The 15,052-nt window shown below is 73.0% G+C and carries 14 protein-coding genes; 7 read left to right on the top strand and 7 right to left on the bottom strand.

The window, feature by feature from the left end; all coding sequences use genetic code 11:
- Positions 1-74: 74 nt before the first annotated feature.
- Positions 75-1,697 (bottom strand): sodium/solute symporter, encoded by a 1,623-nt coding sequence (locus ACFY93_RS27700; protein WP_391363948.1) that lies wholly within the window; start codon positions 1,695-1,697, stop codon positions 75-77.
- Entirely contained in the window at positions 1,694-2,050 is a 357-nt protein-coding gene (locus ACFY93_RS27695; RefSeq protein WP_391363946.1) for a DUF485 domain-containing protein, read from the bottom strand. The genes ACFY93_RS27700 and ACFY93_RS27695 overlap by 4 nt, the downstream gene beginning before the upstream one ends.
- A gap of 412 nt (positions 2,051-2,462) precedes the next feature.
- On the opposite strand from ACFY93_RS27695, the gene ACFY93_RS27690 reads away from it, so the two are divergent.
- Both ACFY93_RS27690 and ACFY93_RS27685 read left to right on the top strand, forming a co-directional pair.
- Positions 2,463-3,989, top strand: a complete 1,527-nt coding sequence (locus ACFY93_RS27690; protein ID WP_391363944.1) for a S8 family serine peptidase — start codon at positions 2,463-2,465, stop codon at positions 3,987-3,989.
- A 141-nt stretch (positions 3,990-4,130) separates the two neighbouring features.
- On the top strand, positions 4,131-5,555 hold the full coding sequence (locus ACFY93_RS27685; RefSeq protein WP_391363942.1) for a CoA transferase: 1,425 nt from the start codon (positions 4,131-4,133) through the stop codon (positions 5,553-5,555).
- A 100-nt stretch (positions 5,556-5,655) separates the two neighbouring features.
- Here the strand turns inward: ACFY93_RS27685 and ACFY93_RS27680 are convergent, their stop codons facing one another.
- From ACFY93_RS27680 to ACFY93_RS27665, 4 genes are all read right to left on the bottom strand, one after another.
- The gene (locus ACFY93_RS27680; protein WP_391363940.1) at positions 5,656-6,699 is read right to left on the bottom strand and encodes a zinc-binding dehydrogenase; all 1,044 of its coding nucleotides are present in this window, start codon (positions 6,697-6,699) and stop codon (positions 5,656-5,658) included.
- Between the two features lie 36 nt (positions 6,700-6,735).
- Positions 6,736-7,386, bottom strand: a complete 651-nt coding sequence (locus tag ACFY93_RS27675; RefSeq protein WP_391364024.1) for a lysoplasmalogenase family protein — start codon at positions 7,384-7,386, stop codon at positions 6,736-6,738.
- A gap of 83 nt (positions 7,387-7,469) precedes the next feature.
- The gene (locus tag ACFY93_RS27670; protein ID WP_391363938.1) at positions 7,470-8,357 is read right to left on the bottom strand and encodes a sterol desaturase family protein; all 888 of its coding nucleotides are present in this window, start codon (positions 8,355-8,357) and stop codon (positions 7,470-7,472) included.
- Positions 8,358-8,466: 109 nt separating this feature from the next.
- The gene (locus ACFY93_RS27665) at positions 8,467-9,177 is read right to left on the bottom strand and encodes a VIT1/CCC1 transporter family protein (protein WP_391363936.1); all 711 of its coding nucleotides are present in this window, start codon (positions 9,175-9,177) and stop codon (positions 8,467-8,469) included.
- Between the two features lie 158 nt (positions 9,178-9,335).
- Here ACFY93_RS27665 and ACFY93_RS27660 point away from each other — a divergent pair, with 158 nt between their 5' ends.
- The 5 genes from ACFY93_RS27660 (at position 9,336) to ACFY93_RS27640 (ending at position 14,173) form a co-directional block, all read left to right on the top strand.
- The gene (locus ACFY93_RS27660) at positions 9,336-10,319 is read left to right on the top strand and encodes a DEDDh family exonuclease (protein ID WP_391363934.1); all 984 of its coding nucleotides are present in this window, start codon (positions 9,336-9,338) and stop codon (positions 10,317-10,319) included.
- Positions 10,320-10,382: 63 nt separating this feature from the next.
- On the top strand, positions 10,383-10,616 hold the full coding sequence (locus ACFY93_RS27655) for a hypothetical protein (protein ID WP_391363932.1): 234 nt from the start codon (positions 10,383-10,385) through the stop codon (positions 10,614-10,616).
- Between the two features lie 99 nt (positions 10,617-10,715).
- Positions 10,716-11,507 carry an SURF1 family cytochrome oxidase biogenesis protein gene (locus ACFY93_RS27650; protein ID WP_391363930.1) on the top strand — a complete coding sequence of 264 codons (792 nt, stop codon included), beginning with the start codon at positions 10,716-10,718 and terminating at the stop codon, positions 11,505-11,507.
- A 120-nt stretch (positions 11,508-11,627) separates the two neighbouring features.
- Complete coding sequence (locus ACFY93_RS27645; protein ID WP_391363928.1) at positions 11,628-13,412, top strand: glycoside hydrolase family 15 protein; 1,785 nt, start codon at positions 11,628-11,630, stop codon at positions 13,410-13,412.
- A 5-nt stretch (positions 13,413-13,417) separates the two neighbouring features.
- A complete protein-coding gene (locus ACFY93_RS27640; RefSeq protein WP_391363927.1) occupies positions 13,418-14,173 on the top strand; it encodes an SDR family oxidoreductase in 756 nt (251 codons plus the stop codon).
- Positions 14,174-14,194: 21 nt separating this feature from the next.
- On the opposite strand, the gene ACFY93_RS27635 is transcribed toward ACFY93_RS27640, so the two are convergent.
- Positions 14,195-14,986, bottom strand: a complete 792-nt coding sequence (locus tag ACFY93_RS27635) for an enoyl-CoA hydratase-related protein (protein WP_391363926.1) — start codon at positions 14,984-14,986, stop codon at positions 14,195-14,197.
- Positions 14,987-15,052 lie beyond the last annotated feature (66 nt).

The following is a 15,052-nucleotide window of genomic DNA, read 5'->3' as shown; positions in this document are numbered from 1 at the left end:
CCACGAGGAGGGCCACGGCCGTGTCGTAGGGAGCTACGACACGGCCGTGGGCGCGGGGGCGGGGAGGGTGTGGGTCAGTGCGCCCCGGTGCCGGTGAGGGAGCGGACCTCCAGCTCGGCGTACTTGCCGGTGTCGGGTTCCTCCTTGGACAGCACGGTGCCGAGCCAGCCCAGCGCGAAGCCGACGGGGATGGAGATGATGCCCGGGTTGTCCAGCGGGAACCAGTGGAAGTCGACGTCGGGGAACATCGCCGAGGGCTTGCCGGAGACCACCGGGGAGAACAGCACGAGGCCGACCGCCGTGACCAGGCCGCCGTAGATCGACCACAGCGCGCCCTGGGTGGTGAACCGCTTCCAGAACAGGCTGTAGAGGATGGTCGGCAGGTTGGCGGACGCGGCGACCGCGAAGGCCAGCGCGACCAGTCCGGCGACGTTCATGTCCCGGGCGAGGGCACCGAGGCCGATGGAGACGGCGCCGATGGCGACCGTCGCGTAGCGGGCGGCGCTCATCTCCTGCTTCTCGGTCGCCTGGCCCTTCTTGATGACGTTCGCGTAGATGTCGTGGGCGAACGACGAGGACGAGGCCAGGGTCAGGCCGGCGACGACCGCGAGGATCGTGGCGAAGGCGACCGCCGAGATGGAGGCGAGCAGGACGGCGCCCCAGTTGGAGTCGACGCCGCCGAGGTGCAGGGCGAGCAGGGGTGCCGCCGTGTTGCCGGCGGCGTTGGAGGCGATGATCTCGTCGGGTTTGATCAGCGCCGCGGCGCCGAAGCCGAGGGCGATGGTCATCAGGTAGAAGCCGCCGATGAGGCCGATCGCCCAGTTCACGGACTTCCGCGCGGCCTTGGCCGTGGGCACCGTGTAGAAGCGGATCAGGATGTGCGGCAGGCCGGCGGTGCCGAGGACCAGGGCGATGCCCAGGGAGATGAAGTCGAGCTTGGTCGTGGAGTCGACGCCGTACTTGAGGCCCGGCTCCAGGAAGGAGGAGCCCTTGCCGCTGTTCTCGGCGGCCTTGCCGAGCAGGTCGGAGATGTTGAAGTCGAACTTGAGGAGCACCAGGAAGGTGATCAGCAGGGCGCCGATGATCAGCAGGACCGCCTTGACCATCTGGACCCAGGTGGTGCCCTTCATGCCGCCGATGGTGACGTACACGATCATCAGGACGCCGACCAGGGCGACGATGCCGACCTTGCCCGCGTCGCTGGTGATGCCGAGGAGCAGGGAGACGAGGACGCCCGCCCCGGCCATCTGAGCCAGCAGGTAGAAGATCGAGACGACGATCGTGGAGGTGCCGGCGGCGGTGCGCACGGGGCGCTGGCGCATGCGGTACGCGAGGACGTCACCCATCGTGTACCGGCCGGAGTTGCGCAGCGGTTCGGCGACCAGCAGCAGCGCCACCAGCCAGGCGACGAGGAAGCCGATGGAGTAGAGGAAGCCGTCGTAGCCGAAGAGGGCGATGGCGCCCGCGATGCCGAGGAAGGACGCGGCGGACATGTAGTCGCCGGAGACGGCGAGTCCGTTCTGGAAACCGGTGAACTGGCGGCCGCCCGCGTAGAAGTCGGCGGCGTCCTTGGTCTGGCGGCCCGCCCAGACGGTGATGACGAGCGTCGCGAGAACGAACACCGCGAACAGGGAGATGATCAGTGTGCGGTGCTCACTGGCCTCGCCCGCGGCGAGAGTGGTCAGTGCGGGGCTCATGCGCCGCCCTCCATCCGGGACTTGATGGCCTCGGCCTTGGGGTCGAGTTTCGCGGCGGCGTGCCGCGAGTACCACCAGGCGATGAGGAACGTGGTGAGGAACTGGGCGAGACCGAACACCAGGGCGACGTTGATGTTGCCGAACAGCTTGGTGCCCATGAAGTCGCCCGCGTAGTTCGAGAGCAGGACGTACAGCAGGTACCAGGCGATGAAGGCGACGGTCAGGGGGAAGGCGAACGAGCGGTGGGCGCGGCGCAGTTCACCGAACTCCGCGCTGCCTTGCACCTCGACGAACTGCTCGGTGGCGGGGAGCCGGGGCGGGGTCTCGGACGGGGGCGGCGTTTCGGTGGCCACGGAGTCTCCTCGCGTTGCGGGTGCGGTGACGACGGTGGACGGGAGCGGGTCGGTGTTCTCGTGCCGGGACGGGGACGAAGGGGACGGGTTCGGGGACGGGTTCGGCACGGACATGGCTGGTCTTCCTCGCGGTGACATGGATCACGTTGACCGGGAGTCGACGCATGTGCTCCGGAACGTGCTCCGAGGGGGCGCGACGGTGCGCACGCTCCCTGTTCAAGGTCACGGCGCCACGCGCGCACCGGTTCAACTCACCGGGTCTCTTTCGGAAGTCGTCACCGGAACATCGCCGGAACTCATTGCTGGCCAGGTCGGGCGGGGGATAGCTTCGCCCTGCACCACTCCGTCATGCACCTGCCCGAAGACCACCCTGTTTTCGGGCGGTTCCGTTTCCGGATGATGTGGAGACCCCATGGCTCATCTGCGTTCCAGACGCCGTCTCGCCCTCGCCGTTCCGGCCGCGCTGGCGCTCACGGCATCGGTCGGATTCATGCCGGGCACCGCCTCGGCCGCACCGCACTCCGCCCCGGCCACGGCGAGCGCCGACAGCCCGAACCTCAGCTACGTCGTGAACGTCCGCCCCGGTCACGGGGTTTCCCAGCACGTGAAGAGGGCCATCGCCAAGGCCGGCGGCACCGTCGTGACGTCGTACGACCGGATCGGCGTCATCGTCGTCCACTCGTCGGACGCCGACTTCGCCGCGAAGATCCGCAAGGCGCACGGTGTCGAGTCGGCGGGTGCCACCCGTACGGCGCCGCTGCCCGCGCAGTCGACGACCGACATGGGCGCGCCGATCAAGCTCAGCGCCGCGCAGGCCGACGCCGCGGGCGCCGAGGCGGCCGCGGGGCAGGACCCGCTGGAGCCCCTGCAGTGGGACCTGCCCGCCATCAAGGCGGACAAGGCGCACGAGAAGTCGCTGGGCAGCCCCAAGGTCACGGTCGCCGTCATCGACACCGGCGTCGACGACACGCACCCCGACATCGCGCCCAACTTCGACCGCGACGCCTCCGTCAACTGCGTGTCGGGCAAGCCGGACACCACCGACGGGGCCTGGCGGCCGAGCGCCTCGGAGAGTCCGCACGGCACCCATGTCGCCGGTGAGATCGCGGGCGCCAAGAACGGCATCGGGATGACCGGCGTCGCGCCCGGCGTGAAGGTGTCCGGCATCAAGGTCGGCAACCCGGACGGCTTCTTCTACACGGAGGCCGTGGTCTGCGGCTTCGTGTGGGCGGCCGAGCACGGCGTCGACGTGACCAACAACAGCTATTACACCGACCCGTGGTACTTCAACTGCGCGGACGACCCCGACCAGAAGGCCCTCGTCACCGCCATCACCCGGGCCACCCGGTACGCGGAGAAGAAGGGCACGGTCAACGTCGCGGCGGCCGGCAACGAGAACTACGACCTGGCGGCGGACGAGATCACCGACCCGGTGTCGCCGAACGACTCGACCCCCTCGGACCGGGTGATCGACCCGTCCGAGTGCCTCGACATACCCACCCAGCTGCCGGGCGTCGTCACGGTCGCCGCGACGGGCGCGAAGGGCATCAAGTCGTCCTTCTCCAACCACGGCCTGGGCGTCATCGACATCGCCGCCCCGGGCGGTGACTCGACGAGGTACCAGACCCCCGCCCCGCCGGCCACGAGCGGTCTGATCCTCGGCCCGCTGCCGGGCGGCCAGTGGGGTTACATGGCCGGTACGTCGATGGCGTCCCCGCACGTCGCGGGTGTCGCGGCGCTCATCAAGTCGACGCACCCGCACGCTCCCGCGTCGCTGGTCAAGGCCCTCCTGTACGCGGAGGCCGACGCCACGCCGTGCACCGACCCGTACGACATCGACGCCGACGGCAAGGTCGACGCGGTGTGCGAGGGCACGAAGAACCACAACGGGTTCTACGGCTGGGGCACGGCCGACGCGCTGGACGCGGTGACCAAGTAGGCACCGGTTCCAGGGCACTTGGCGAGGCCGGGCGGCGGATGCCGTTCGGCCTCGCCGTACGTCCGGCGTCCGGCCTCACCGTATGTCCGGCCCGCGTGCCCCGGTCCGCCCGCGCTCGCGCGCGCAGGGCATCATGCCGTCATGACGCGATCACTTACCGGTACGGAGTCGGTGTGGGCGGCGCTCGGCGGGGACCCCGCCCGGCTGTCCCGGGTGTCCGTGGTGGAACGGGACGGGGCGCTGGACGCGCGGCTGCCGGTACGGGAGCTGGCGCGGGCCTGTGTGGGGGCGTGCGCGCTCGCGGGCGCCGAGCTGGCGGCCCGCCGCACTGGGGGCGAGGTGCCCGCGGTGTGGGTGGACGACGCGGCCGTGGCCACGGCGTTCACCAGCGAGCGGCACCTTTCGGTCGACGGCCGGGCGCCGGTCAACTTCGCGCCGATGTCGCGGTTCTGGCGGACCGGCGACGGCTGGGTGCGCACACACGCGAACTATCCGCACCACCGGGCACGGCTGCTGGGCGCGCTCGGGCTGTCCGGTGACGTGCCGGTGGAGACCGTCGCGGCCGTCATCGCCCGGCGGTCCGCCGCGGAGGTGGAGGACGCCGTGTACGCGGCGGGCGGCCTCGCGGTCGCCCTGCGTACGGCCGGGGAGTGGGCCGGGCACGCGCAGGGGGCGGCGGTCGCCGGACGGCCCCTGCTGAGCCGGGAGTGGATCGGCGACGGCCCCGTCCGTCCGCTCGGGCCGCTCACCGGTGCGCCGCTGCTGCCCGCCTCGGGCGTCCGGGTGTTGGACCTCACGCGGGTGCTGGCGGGCCCGGTCGCCGGCCGCAGCCTCGCCCTCCTCGGCGCCGACGTGCTGCGCGTGGACTCGCCGGGGCTGCCCGAACTCCCCGACCAGCACACGGACACCGGGTTCGGGAAGCGGTCCACGACGCTCGACCTCGCGGCGCGGGAGGACCGCCGCACGTTCGAGGAACTGCTCGCCACGGCCGACGTCGTGCTGTCCGGGTACCGTCCGGGCGCCCTGGACCGCTTCGGGCTCGCCCCGGAGGCACTGGCCGAGCGCAGGCCCGGCCTGGTGATCGCCCAGCTGTCGGCGTGGGGCGCCTACGGGCCGTGGGCCGAGCGGCGCGGCTTCGACAGTCTGGTGCAGGTCGCGACGGGGATCGCGGCGACGGAGGGCACCGCCGAGCGGCCCGGCGCGCTTCCGGCGCAGGCCCTCGACCACGGCACGGGGTACCTGCTCGCAGCGGCGGTGCTCCGCTCGCTCACCGAGGGGACCGAGCGGGGCGGGACCCGGCTCGTACGGGCGGCGCTGACGCAGACGGCCGCGTGGCTGACGGGCGGGCTCCGCGCGGCCCCGGACGGCACGGCGGCCGCCGCCGGTCCGGGCGGCGCCCGGTCCGGGCCGGGACAGGAAGAGGACGCCCTGCTCGCGGAGACCGACAGCGACCTGGGACGGCTGCGGTACGCCCTGCCGCCGGTCCGCTTCGCCGACGGGCCACGGACCTGGTCGCGCCCGCCGAGCCGCTGGGGCGGCGACGCCCCGCGCTGGGCCACGTCCTGAGACCGCCCCGGAGCCTCCCGGGACCCCCCACGCCGCGCCGGCCGCCGTGCCCGCCGGCCGGTGCCGGGCGGCAAGAGCCGGGCGGCGGGAGCCGGGCCGGTCAGCCGGTGATGAGGACCTTGAGCGCGGTGCGTTCGTCCATCGCCCTGTAGCCCTCGGGCACGTCCTCGAGGCCGACGGTGCGGTCGAAGACGGGCGAGGGGTCGATCGTGCCGTCGAGGACGTCGGGCAGCAGTTCGGGGATGTAGGCGCGGACGGGGGCGACGCCGCCGCGCAGGGCGACGTTCCGGTCGAACATCACGCCGAGGTCCAGGCCGGTGCCGCTGCCGTGCGGGACGCCGACGAAGCCGATGGCGCCTCCGTCACGGGTGATGTTCACGGCCGTGCTCATGGACTGCTCGGTGCCGACGGCCTCGACGACGCAGTGGGCGCCCTGGCCCCGGGTGAGTTCGCGCACCGCCTCGACGGCCGCGTCGCCGCGTCCGGCGACGACGTCCGTGGCCCCGAACCGCCGTGCGATGTCCGTCCGCTCCTGGTGGCGTCCGAGCGCGATGATCCGCTCGGCGCCGAGCCGCCTGGCGGCCAGGACGGCGCACAGGCCGACGGCCCCGTCACCGACGACGGCGACCGTCGCGCCGGGCCGGGCCCCGGCGCCGAGGGCCGCGTGGTGCCCGGTGCCCATCACGTCGGAGAGCGTGAGCAGCGCCGACAGCAGGCGGTCGTCGGAGGCCGCCTCCTTGGGCAGCCGGACGAGCGTCCCGTCCGCGTAGGGCACGCGCACGGCCTCGCCCTGCCCTCCGTCGTAGCCCACCGCGCCCCAGAAGCCGCCGTGCTCGCAGGAGGTGGTCAGGCCCTCGCGGCAGTAGTCGCAGACGCCGTCCGACCACATGAAGGGGGCGACGACCAGGTCGCCGCGGCGGACGCCCGCGACCTCGGAGCCGGTCTCCTCGACGACGCCGAGGAACTCGTGCCCGATGCGCTGGCCCGGCTTGCGCGCCGCCTCGCCCCGGTACGCCCACAGGTCGCTGCCGCAGACGCAGGAGCGCAGCACCCGCACGACGGCGTCGGTGGGCAGCTTCACCACGGGGTCGGGGACGTCCTCCACGCGCATGTCGTACGGGGCGTGAATGGTGGTGGCGCGCATGGCGAGGGTCCTTCTCGTGCTGTGTGCGGAGAGCGCTCAGGGGGTGGTCGAGCGCACCTCACCGTACGCCGACCTCGGCGCGGATGGCTCGCGCGGGCCGCCCAGCACGCCGCTGACCAGGAGGTACTGGGCGGCTGTGTAGGTGAGCATGACCCACAGGTCGGGCCTCGGGAGCTGCGGCAGGCCGGCGACGCCGGTGGCGATGAGGGTGTCCGAGAGCATGAACAGCGCACCGCCGGCCGCGGCCGTGACCCCGAGCCGGGTGGCCCGGTGCGCCATGGCCGTCAGCAGCAGGCTGTAACCGGCGACGGGGGCGCGCAGTCCGCCGGGCAGGCCGGACCACAGGAGGGCGACGGTGACGACGAGGGCGAGGGCGTAGCAGGAGGCGAGCAGGGCGCCACGCGCGCGTGGGGCGCTCCTCGCGAACAACAGCAGATAGCAGACGTGCCCGGCGGCGAAGGAGGCCATTCCGGCGAGGAACGCCGGCTGGGCGTCGAAGAGCAGCAGCAGGTCGCCGCCCCAGCCGCACAGCAGGGCGGCGACGAGCAGCCGGGGTGCGCGGCACATCGCCGCGTACGTGGCGAGCAGCGGCATCAGCAGGGGCTTGGCGACGAGGTGCCCGGGCTCGGACCCGGCGGCCAGGGAGGTCAGGTCGACGGCGGCCAGGAGGGCGAAGGCCCACAGCACCGGCGGGGCGTGCCGCGGGAACGCGCCGGGGCGCGCCGACTCGCCGGCTCCCGCTCCCGGGGGCCGCGCCCCGTGGACGGAGGTCACGCGACGGGTTCCGTGACCGGCTTGCCGTCCGCTGCCGCCGCCGCCCGCGTCGCCGGCGCGGGCTGCCAGCCCGGTCCGCGGAACACCCGCCCGGCCCGCTCCCGCCAACTCCGCGCCGCCCTGAGGTCCCTGGCGATGGCCGCGTACTCGTGGGTGGCGACGCGCAGCGGGTTGTAGGTGGTGATGTTCTTGGTGAGGCCGTAGACGGGCCGGTCGGTCTCGGGGACGAAGGAGCCGAAGAGGCGGTCCCAGACGATGAGGATGCCGCCGAAGTTCCGGTCGAGGTAGCCGCCCTGGGAGGCGTGGTGGACGCGGTGGTGCGAGGGCGTGTTGAAGACGAACTCGACGGGGCGCGGCAGCTTGCCGATGCGCTCGGTGTGGATCCAGAACTGGTAGACGAGGCTCGCGGAGGAGCAGAACGCGAGCGCCGCGGGGTGCACTCCGGCGGCGACGAGGGGCAGGTAGAACGGCCACACGGTGAGGGACGTCCAGGGCTGCCGCAGCGCGGTGGTGAGGTTGAACCTGCGGCTGGAGTGGTGGACGACGTGGCACGCCCAGAGGATGCGGATGACGTGGTGTCCGCGGTGCGACCAGTAGTAGAAGAAGTCCTGGGCGAGCAGCATCAGCGGCACGGTCCACCACAGGACCGGGACCCGCAGCGGGGTGAGTTCGTGGACGGCCGTGTAGACCGCGACGATCGGGATCTTCCACAGGAAGTCGAAGAACAGGCTGCCGAGACCCATGCCGAGACTGGTGGCGGCGTCCTTCGTCTCGTACCCGGCGGCGTCCTCGTCCGGATGAATTCTGACGCTCACGATCTCGATCACGGTGAGCAGCACGAAGGCGGGTATCGACCACAGCACGACATCGGGCAGGTTCGGCATGAGTGCACCGTAGGGCGGCCGGCCCGCCGCGGCTAGACGTTGTTACCGACAAGTATTTCCCGGGGTACGCGCTTGCTTGTTGGTGGTCCCGGCCAAGTCGCCGCGGGTCTCAGACCCCCGCCGCCCCCAGCAGGGCGCCGGCCCCGTACGTCACCGCCATGGCCAGCGCCCCGCCCGCGACGTTGCGCAGCACGGCCCGGCCCGCCGCGGCCGCGCCCAGCCGGGCGCTGAGCCAGCCGGTGAGCACCAGCGCGGCGAGCACCGACAGCACCGTGACGGCGAGGCGCCAGTCCGCCGGCGGGAGGACGATCGCGAGCAGGGGCAGCAGGGCGCCGACCGTGAAGGCGAGGAAGCTGGCCCAGGCCGCGTGCCAGGGGTTGGTGAGGTCGTCGGGGTCGATGCCGAGTTCCACGTGCGCGTGCGCCCGCAGCGCGTCGCGTTCGGTGAGCTGTACGGCGGCCTCGCGGGCCACCTCGTGGGTCAGGCCCCGCTCCTCCAGCAGCCCGGTCAGTTCCGCCAGTTCCGCCTCGGGCTGTTCGCGCAGCTCGCGCCTCTCCACGGCCAGGGCGGCCTTCTCCGAGTCCAGCTGGGTGGAGACGGAGACGTACTCCCCCGCCGCCATGGACATCGATCCGGCGAGCAGTCCGGCCAGGCCCGCCGTGAGCAGCGCGGAGCGGTCGTCGGTCGCGCCGGCCACGCCGACGACGAGGCCGGCGGTGGAGACGATGCCGTCGTTGGCGCCCAGCACCGCGGCGCGCAGCCAGTTCAGCCGGCTGCCGAGCGCGCCGCCGTGGGACTCGTCGTGCGTAGCTTCCGTCACACGGCGAGGATCGCACCCCGCGCCGGGGCGCACACGCATCGACCCGGACGACCGCCCGGAGCGGCCCGCCGGCCCGAGGGCCCGTCAACTCGCGCGGGAGGCAGCCGGGGAGGCTCCCGGGGCGGGGCTGTCGGTCGGGGCCCGTATCCTCATGGACCATGCTCGAAGACCTCGCGACCGCAGCGTCCCCAGCCTCCTGGCCGGCCTCGTATCCCGAGGGGTACGCGGTCGTCGACGTGGAGACCACCGGCCTGGCCCGGCACGACCGGATCATCTCGGCCGCCGTCTACCGGCTGGACGCCCGCGGCGAGGTCGAGGACCACTGGTACACGATGGTCAACCCGCAGCGGGACCCCGGCCCGGTCTGGATCCACGGCCTGACGGCCGAGATGCTGGAGGGCGCACCTCTGTTCGGGGACATCGCCGAGGAGTTCGCCGCCCGGCTCGCCTCCCGCGTGCTCGTGGCGCACAACGCGGTCTTCGACTGGTCGATGATCGCGCGGGAGTACGCGCGTGCCGAGCGGGAGGCCCCGGTGCGCCACCGGCTGTGCACCATCGCGCTCTCCAAGGAGCTGGGCCTGCCGCTGCCCAACCACAAGCTGGAGTCCCTCGCCTCGCACTTCGGCGTCGTCCAGCAGCGGGCGCACCACGCGCTGGACGACGCGCGCGTGCTGGCCGAGGCGTTCCGCCCGAGTCTGCGGGCCGCCGCGCGGACCGGGGTGCGGCTGCCGCTGCTGGAGTGCCGGCCGCTCAAGGAGTGGTCCGAGAGCCCCACGCCGCACATCGGCCGGCAGGCCTCCGGCGGTTACCGGCCCACCAGTTGGCGCCCTTCACGCAAAAGGCCCGCCTGCCCCTATCCCAACCCGGGCCGGTATGAACCGGACAAACCGCTCAAGCAGGGCATGAGGGTGGCGTTCTCCGGGGACACGTCCGTCGACCGGGAGCTGCTGGAGGACCGCACCACCGAGGCCGGGCTGCATGTCGCGACGAGCGTGTCCCGCCTGACCAGCGTCCTGGTGACCAACGACCCGGAGTCGGCCACCTCCAAGGTGGTGAAGGCCCGGCAGTTCGGCACGCCGGTGATCGACGAGGCGGCCTACGGGCAGCTGCTGCGGGACGTGGAACCGGCGTCAGACGGGTGATTGCCGGGCGACTCGCCCCGCGCCCGCTCGCCCGCGCCGCCCCGGCGCCGCACCCTGTGGCGCATGGCACGTTGCGAAGTCTGTGGCAATGACTACGGCATGACCTTCGAGGTGCACGCGCAGGGCGCGGTGCACGTCTTCGACTGTTTCTCCTGCGCCATCCACCGCATGGCACCGCTCTGCGAGCACTGCCGCGTCCAGATCATCGGACAGGGCGTCGAGGTCGAGGGCCGCTGGTACTGCGGTGCGCACTGCGCCCGCGCGGAGGGAAAGGTGGGCATCATCGACAGCGTCTGACACGCATCCCGTGCCGGCCCGGCCCGGCCCGGTCCGTCCCGCCCGCCCCGGCACGCACCCGCCTGAAGACACCCCACGACCGAGTTGTACGGTCGTGGGGTGTACCGCTTCCTGTTGTCCCGGCAGTGGGTGATTCTCACCCTTGTGACGCTCGCGCTCATCCCGACCATGATCGAGCTGGGCTTCTGGCAGCTGCACCGCCACGAGCACCGGGTGGCGCTGAACACGGTGATCTCCGACTCGCTGGCCGCGAAGCCGGTCCCCGCCGAGTCGCTCACCTCCCCCGGCCACACCGTGGAGCACGAGGACCTGTACCGCCGGGTGACCGCGAAGGGCACCTTCGACACCGCGCACGAGGTCGTCGTACGGCGCCGTACGAACAGCGACGAGGAGGTCGGCTTCCACGTCCTGACCCCGTTCGTCCTCGACGACGGCCGGGTCCTCCTGGTCAACCGGGGCTGGATCCCCGCGAACGGCGCCCAGACCGCGTTCCCGAAGGTCCCCGCGCCCGCGAAGGGCGAGATCACGGTCACGGGCCGGCTGATGGCCGACGAGACGACCGCGGCGAGCGGCATCAAGGACGTCCAGGGACTCCCGGACCGCCAGGTCATGCTCATCGACAGCGGACAGCAGACGAAGCGCCTGGGCGAGCGGGTCCTCGGCGGTTACGTCGAACTGACCTCCCCCGCCCCCCGGGGCGGCGGCCCGGAGCTGATCCCGGACCCGGACCACAGCAGCATCGGCCCGCACATGGCGTACGCGATCCAGTGGTGGCTGTTCTCGGCGGGCGTCCCGGTGGGCTGGGCGGTCCTCGTCCGGCGCGAGCGGCGCGACCGCGCGGAGGCCGCCGCCGACGAGAGCACCGCCGAGGCAGAGCCCGCCGCCGTCTAGGCCCGCCGCCGTCCGGGCCCGCCGCCCGGACGTCTCCCGGGCCGCCCCTCGCCGAACCCGTGTCACCCGCCCGGCGCACCCCCCGGATTGGCGCCGCGTCCCGCCGGGAAACCGCCCCACGTGCACCCACCCATCGAGGACTACGCGCTCATCGGGGACCATCAGACGGCCGGCCTGGTCGGGCGGGACGGCTCCATCGACTGGCTGTGCCTTCCCCGCTTCGACTCGGCCGCCTGTTTCGCGGCGCTGATCGGCGACGAGGACAACGGGCACTGGCGTATCGCGCCGAAGGGCACGGGCCCCTGCACCCGGCGCGCCTATCGCGAGAACTCCCTGGTCCTCGACTCCGAGTGGGACACCGACGAGGGCAGCGTCCGCGTCACGGACCTGATGCCGCAGCGCGAGCGGGCCCCGGAGGTCGTCCGTGTCGTCGAGGGGCTGCGGGGCCGCGTCACCGTGCACAGCACCCTGCGGCTGCGCTTCGACTACGGCTCCATCGTGCCGTGGATGCGCCGCGCCGACGGCCACCGGGTCGCCGTCGCCGGTCCGGACTCGGTGTGGCTGCGCACCGAACCCGAGGTGCGCGGCTGGGGCAAGGACAAGAGCACCCACGCGGAGTTCACCGTCGCCGAGGGCGAGAAGGTCGCCTTCGTCCTCACCTGGCACCCCTCCCACGAACCGCGCCCCCGGCTCATCGACCCGCACGACGCGCTGCGCAACAGCGTCGACGACTGGCAGGCGTGGGCGGCGCGCTGCCGCTACCGCGGACCGCACCGCGAGGCGGTCCTCCGGTCCCTGATCACCCTCAAGGCCCTCACCTACGCACCGACCGGCGGCCTCGTCGCCGCGCCCACCACGTCCCTGCCTGAGGAGATCGGCGGCGTACGGAACTGGGACTACCGCTACTGCTGGCTGCGCGACTCGACGCTCACCCTGGACGCCCTGCTGTCGGTGGGCTATCTGGAGGAGGCCAGGGCCTGGCGGGACTGGCTGCTGCGCGCCGCCGCGGGCGACCCGGCGGACCTGCAGATCATGTACGGCATCGCCGGGGAGCGCCGGCTGCCCGAGGTCACGCTGGACTGGCTGTCCGGCTACCGGGACTCGGCGCCGGTCCGGGTCGGCAACGACGCCGTACGGCAGCTGCAGCTCGACGTGTACGGCGAGGTCATCGACTCGCTCACGCTGGCGCACCGGGCGGGCCTTGCGAGCAAGCCGCACGCCTGGAGCATCCGCAACGCCCTGATGGACTTCCTGCACTCCGCCTGGCGCCTGCCGGACGCGGGCCTGTGGGAGGTCCGCGGCCCGAACCGGCACTTCGTGCACTCCAAGGTCATGGCCTGGGTCGCCGCCGACCGCACGGTGCGCACGCTGGAGGAGAACCCGGGCCTGCGCGGCGACGTCGGCCGCTGGCGCGCGATGCGCGACGAGGTGCACCGCGAGGTGTGCGAGCGCGGCTACGACCCCGTGCGGAACACCTTCACGCAGTCCTACGACTCCCCCGAACTGGACGCCGCGCTGCTGCTGATCCCCCGCCTCGGCTTCCTGCCGCCCGACGATCCCCGGGTCGTCGGCACCGTCGACGCGATCCAGGATGAGCTCGGGCACGGCGGTCTGCTGCGCCGCTACACCGCCGAGGCGACGGCCGTCGACGGTCTCCCCGGCCGGGAGGGCACGTTCCTCGTCTGCTCGTTCTGGCTGGCCGACGCCCTGCATCTGACGGGCCGCACGAAGGAGGCCCGCGAGCTGTTCGAGCGGCTGGCGGGCCTGGTCAACGACGTGGGGCTGCTCTCCGAGGAGTACGACCCCGCGGGCGGCCGGCAGCTCGGCAACTTCCCGCAGGCGTTCAGCCACATCGGCCTGGTGAACACCGCCCTCACCCTCTTCGGCGCGGAGGAGGCAGGATAGGGGGCATGGATCTTGGACTGAAGGACCGTGTGTACGTCGTCACCGGGGCGACCCGCGGGCTGGGCAACGCCGCCGCGCGCGAGCTGGTCGCCGACGGCGCGAAAGTGATCATCACCGGCCGTGACGCCACGTCCGCCGCCGAGGCGGCGGCTCAGCTCGGCGAGGGGGCCGTCGGCATCGCCGCCGACAACGCGGAGCCGGCGGCCGCGGAGCGGCTGATCGCGGCCGCCCGTGAGCACTTCGGCGGCTTCGACGGCATCCTGATCAGCGTCGGCGGTCCCGCGCCCGGCTTCGTCGCCGACAACACGGACGAACAGTGGACGGCCGCGTTCGAGTCCGTCTTCCTGGGCGCGGTCCGCCTGGCCCGTGCGGCCGCCGCCGAACTCGGCGACGGCGGGACGATCGGCTTCGTCCTCTCCGGTTCCGTGCACGAGCCGATCCCGGGCCTGACGATCTCCAACGGACTCCGTCCCGGCCTCGCCGGTTTCGCCAAGTCCCTCGCGGACGAGCTCGGCCCGCGCGGCATCCGCGTCGTGGGCCTGCTCCCGTCCCGGATCGACACGGACCGCGTCCGTGAACTCGACGGGCTCTCCGCCGACCCGGAGGCCACGCGCGCCGCCAACGAGTCCCGCATCCCGCTGCGCCGCTACGGCACCCCGCGCGAGTTCGGCCGCGCCGCGGCCTTCCTGCTCTCCCCCGCGGCGTCCTATCTGACGGGCATCATGCTGCCCGTCGACGGCGGGATGCGGCACGGGTTCTGAGGACGGGCGCGGCGCCGGGGACTACTCCCCGACGCCGGCGAGGTCGCGGAGGCGGCGGCCCTGGGCGGCCCGCTCCGCGACCCGCTGCTCCTCGTAGGTGCGGTCCTGGGCGCCGCGCAGCAGCGCCTTCGTCTCGATGACGGCGTCGCGCGGCGCGGCGAGAAGGGCACCCGCCAGGTCCCGTACGGCGTCGTCGAGCTGGTCGGCGGGGACGGCGAGGTTGGCGAGGCCGGTGCGCTCGGCCTCCTCGGCCAGGACGTAACGGCCGGTGGCGCAGATCTCCAGCGCGCGGGCGTACCCGACGAGGCCCACCAGCGGGTGCGTGCCGGTGAGGTCGGGGACGAGGCCCAGGCTGGTCTCGCGCATGGCGAACTGCACGTCGTCCGCGACGACCCTGAGGTCGCAGGCGAGCGCCAGCTGGAAGCCCGCGCCGATGGCGTGCCCCTGCACGGCCGCGACGGAGACGATGTCGCTGCGCCGCCACCAGGTGAACGCCTCCTGGTACTCGGCGATGGTCGCGTCGAGTGCGGCGTCGCCGCCGCGCGCGAGGTCGATGAAGGACGGCTCGCCGTCGAATCCCTCGGGCGTGAACGCCTGCCGGTCCAGGCCAGCGGAGAAGGACTTGCCCTCTCCGCGCAGGACGACCACCCGCACCGTGCCGGGCAGCGCCCGTCCGGCCTCCGTCAGCGCCCGCCACAGAGCGGGGCTCTGCGCGTTGCGCTTGGCGGCGTTGGCCAGCGTCACCGTGGCGATGGTGTCGTCGACGGTGAGCCGTACGCCGTCCTTGTCGAGTACCGGGTCGAGCGAAGCCATGGAACGCCTCCGATGCGTGCGGTCAGCCGGGAATGCCGAGGGACGGCATCCATAAGTGACTGCACA

The sequence above is a fragment of the Streptomyces sp. NPDC008313 genome (assembly GCF_042956125.1).
Taxonomy (GTDB): domain Bacteria; phylum Actinomycetota; class Actinomycetes; order Streptomycetales; family Streptomycetaceae; genus Streptomyces.
This window is presented reverse-complemented; position numbering and strand designations above follow the sequence as displayed.

Bases quoted from the DNA above. Each gene is read 5' to 3' on its own strand.
- ACFY93_RS27700 (WP_391363948.1), bottom strand. From the start codon at position 1,697: ATGAGCCCCGCACTGACCACTCTCGCCGCGGGCGAGGCCAGTGAGCAC.
- ACFY93_RS27660 (WP_391363934.1), top strand. From the start codon at position 9,336: ATGCTCGAAGACCTCGCGACCGCAGCGTCCCCAGCCTCCTGGCCGGCC.
- ACFY93_RS27670 (WP_391363938.1), bottom strand. From the start codon at position 8,357: ATGCCGAACCTGCCCGATGTCGTGCTGTGGTCGATACCCGCCTTCGTG.
- ACFY93_RS27690 (WP_391363944.1), top strand. From the start codon at position 2,463: ATGGCTCATCTGCGTTCCAGACGCCGTCTCGCCCTCGCCGTTCCGGCC.
- ACFY93_RS27655 (WP_391363932.1), top strand. From the start codon at position 10,383: ATGGCACGTTGCGAAGTCTGTGGCAATGACTACGGCATGACCTTCGAG.
- ACFY93_RS27635 (WP_391363926.1), bottom strand. From the start codon at position 14,986: ATGGCTTCGCTCGACCCGGTACTCGACAAGGACGGCGTACGGCTCACC.
- ACFY93_RS27640 (WP_391363927.1), top strand. From the start codon at position 13,418: ATGGATCTTGGACTGAAGGACCGTGTGTACGTCGTCACCGGGGCGACC.
- ACFY93_RS27685 (WP_391363942.1), top strand. From the start codon at position 4,131: ATGACGCGATCACTTACCGGTACGGAGTCGGTGTGGGCGGCGCTCGGC.
- ACFY93_RS27680 (WP_391363940.1), bottom strand. From the start codon at position 6,699: ATGCGCGCCACCACCATTCACGCCCCGTACGACATGCGCGTGGAGGAC.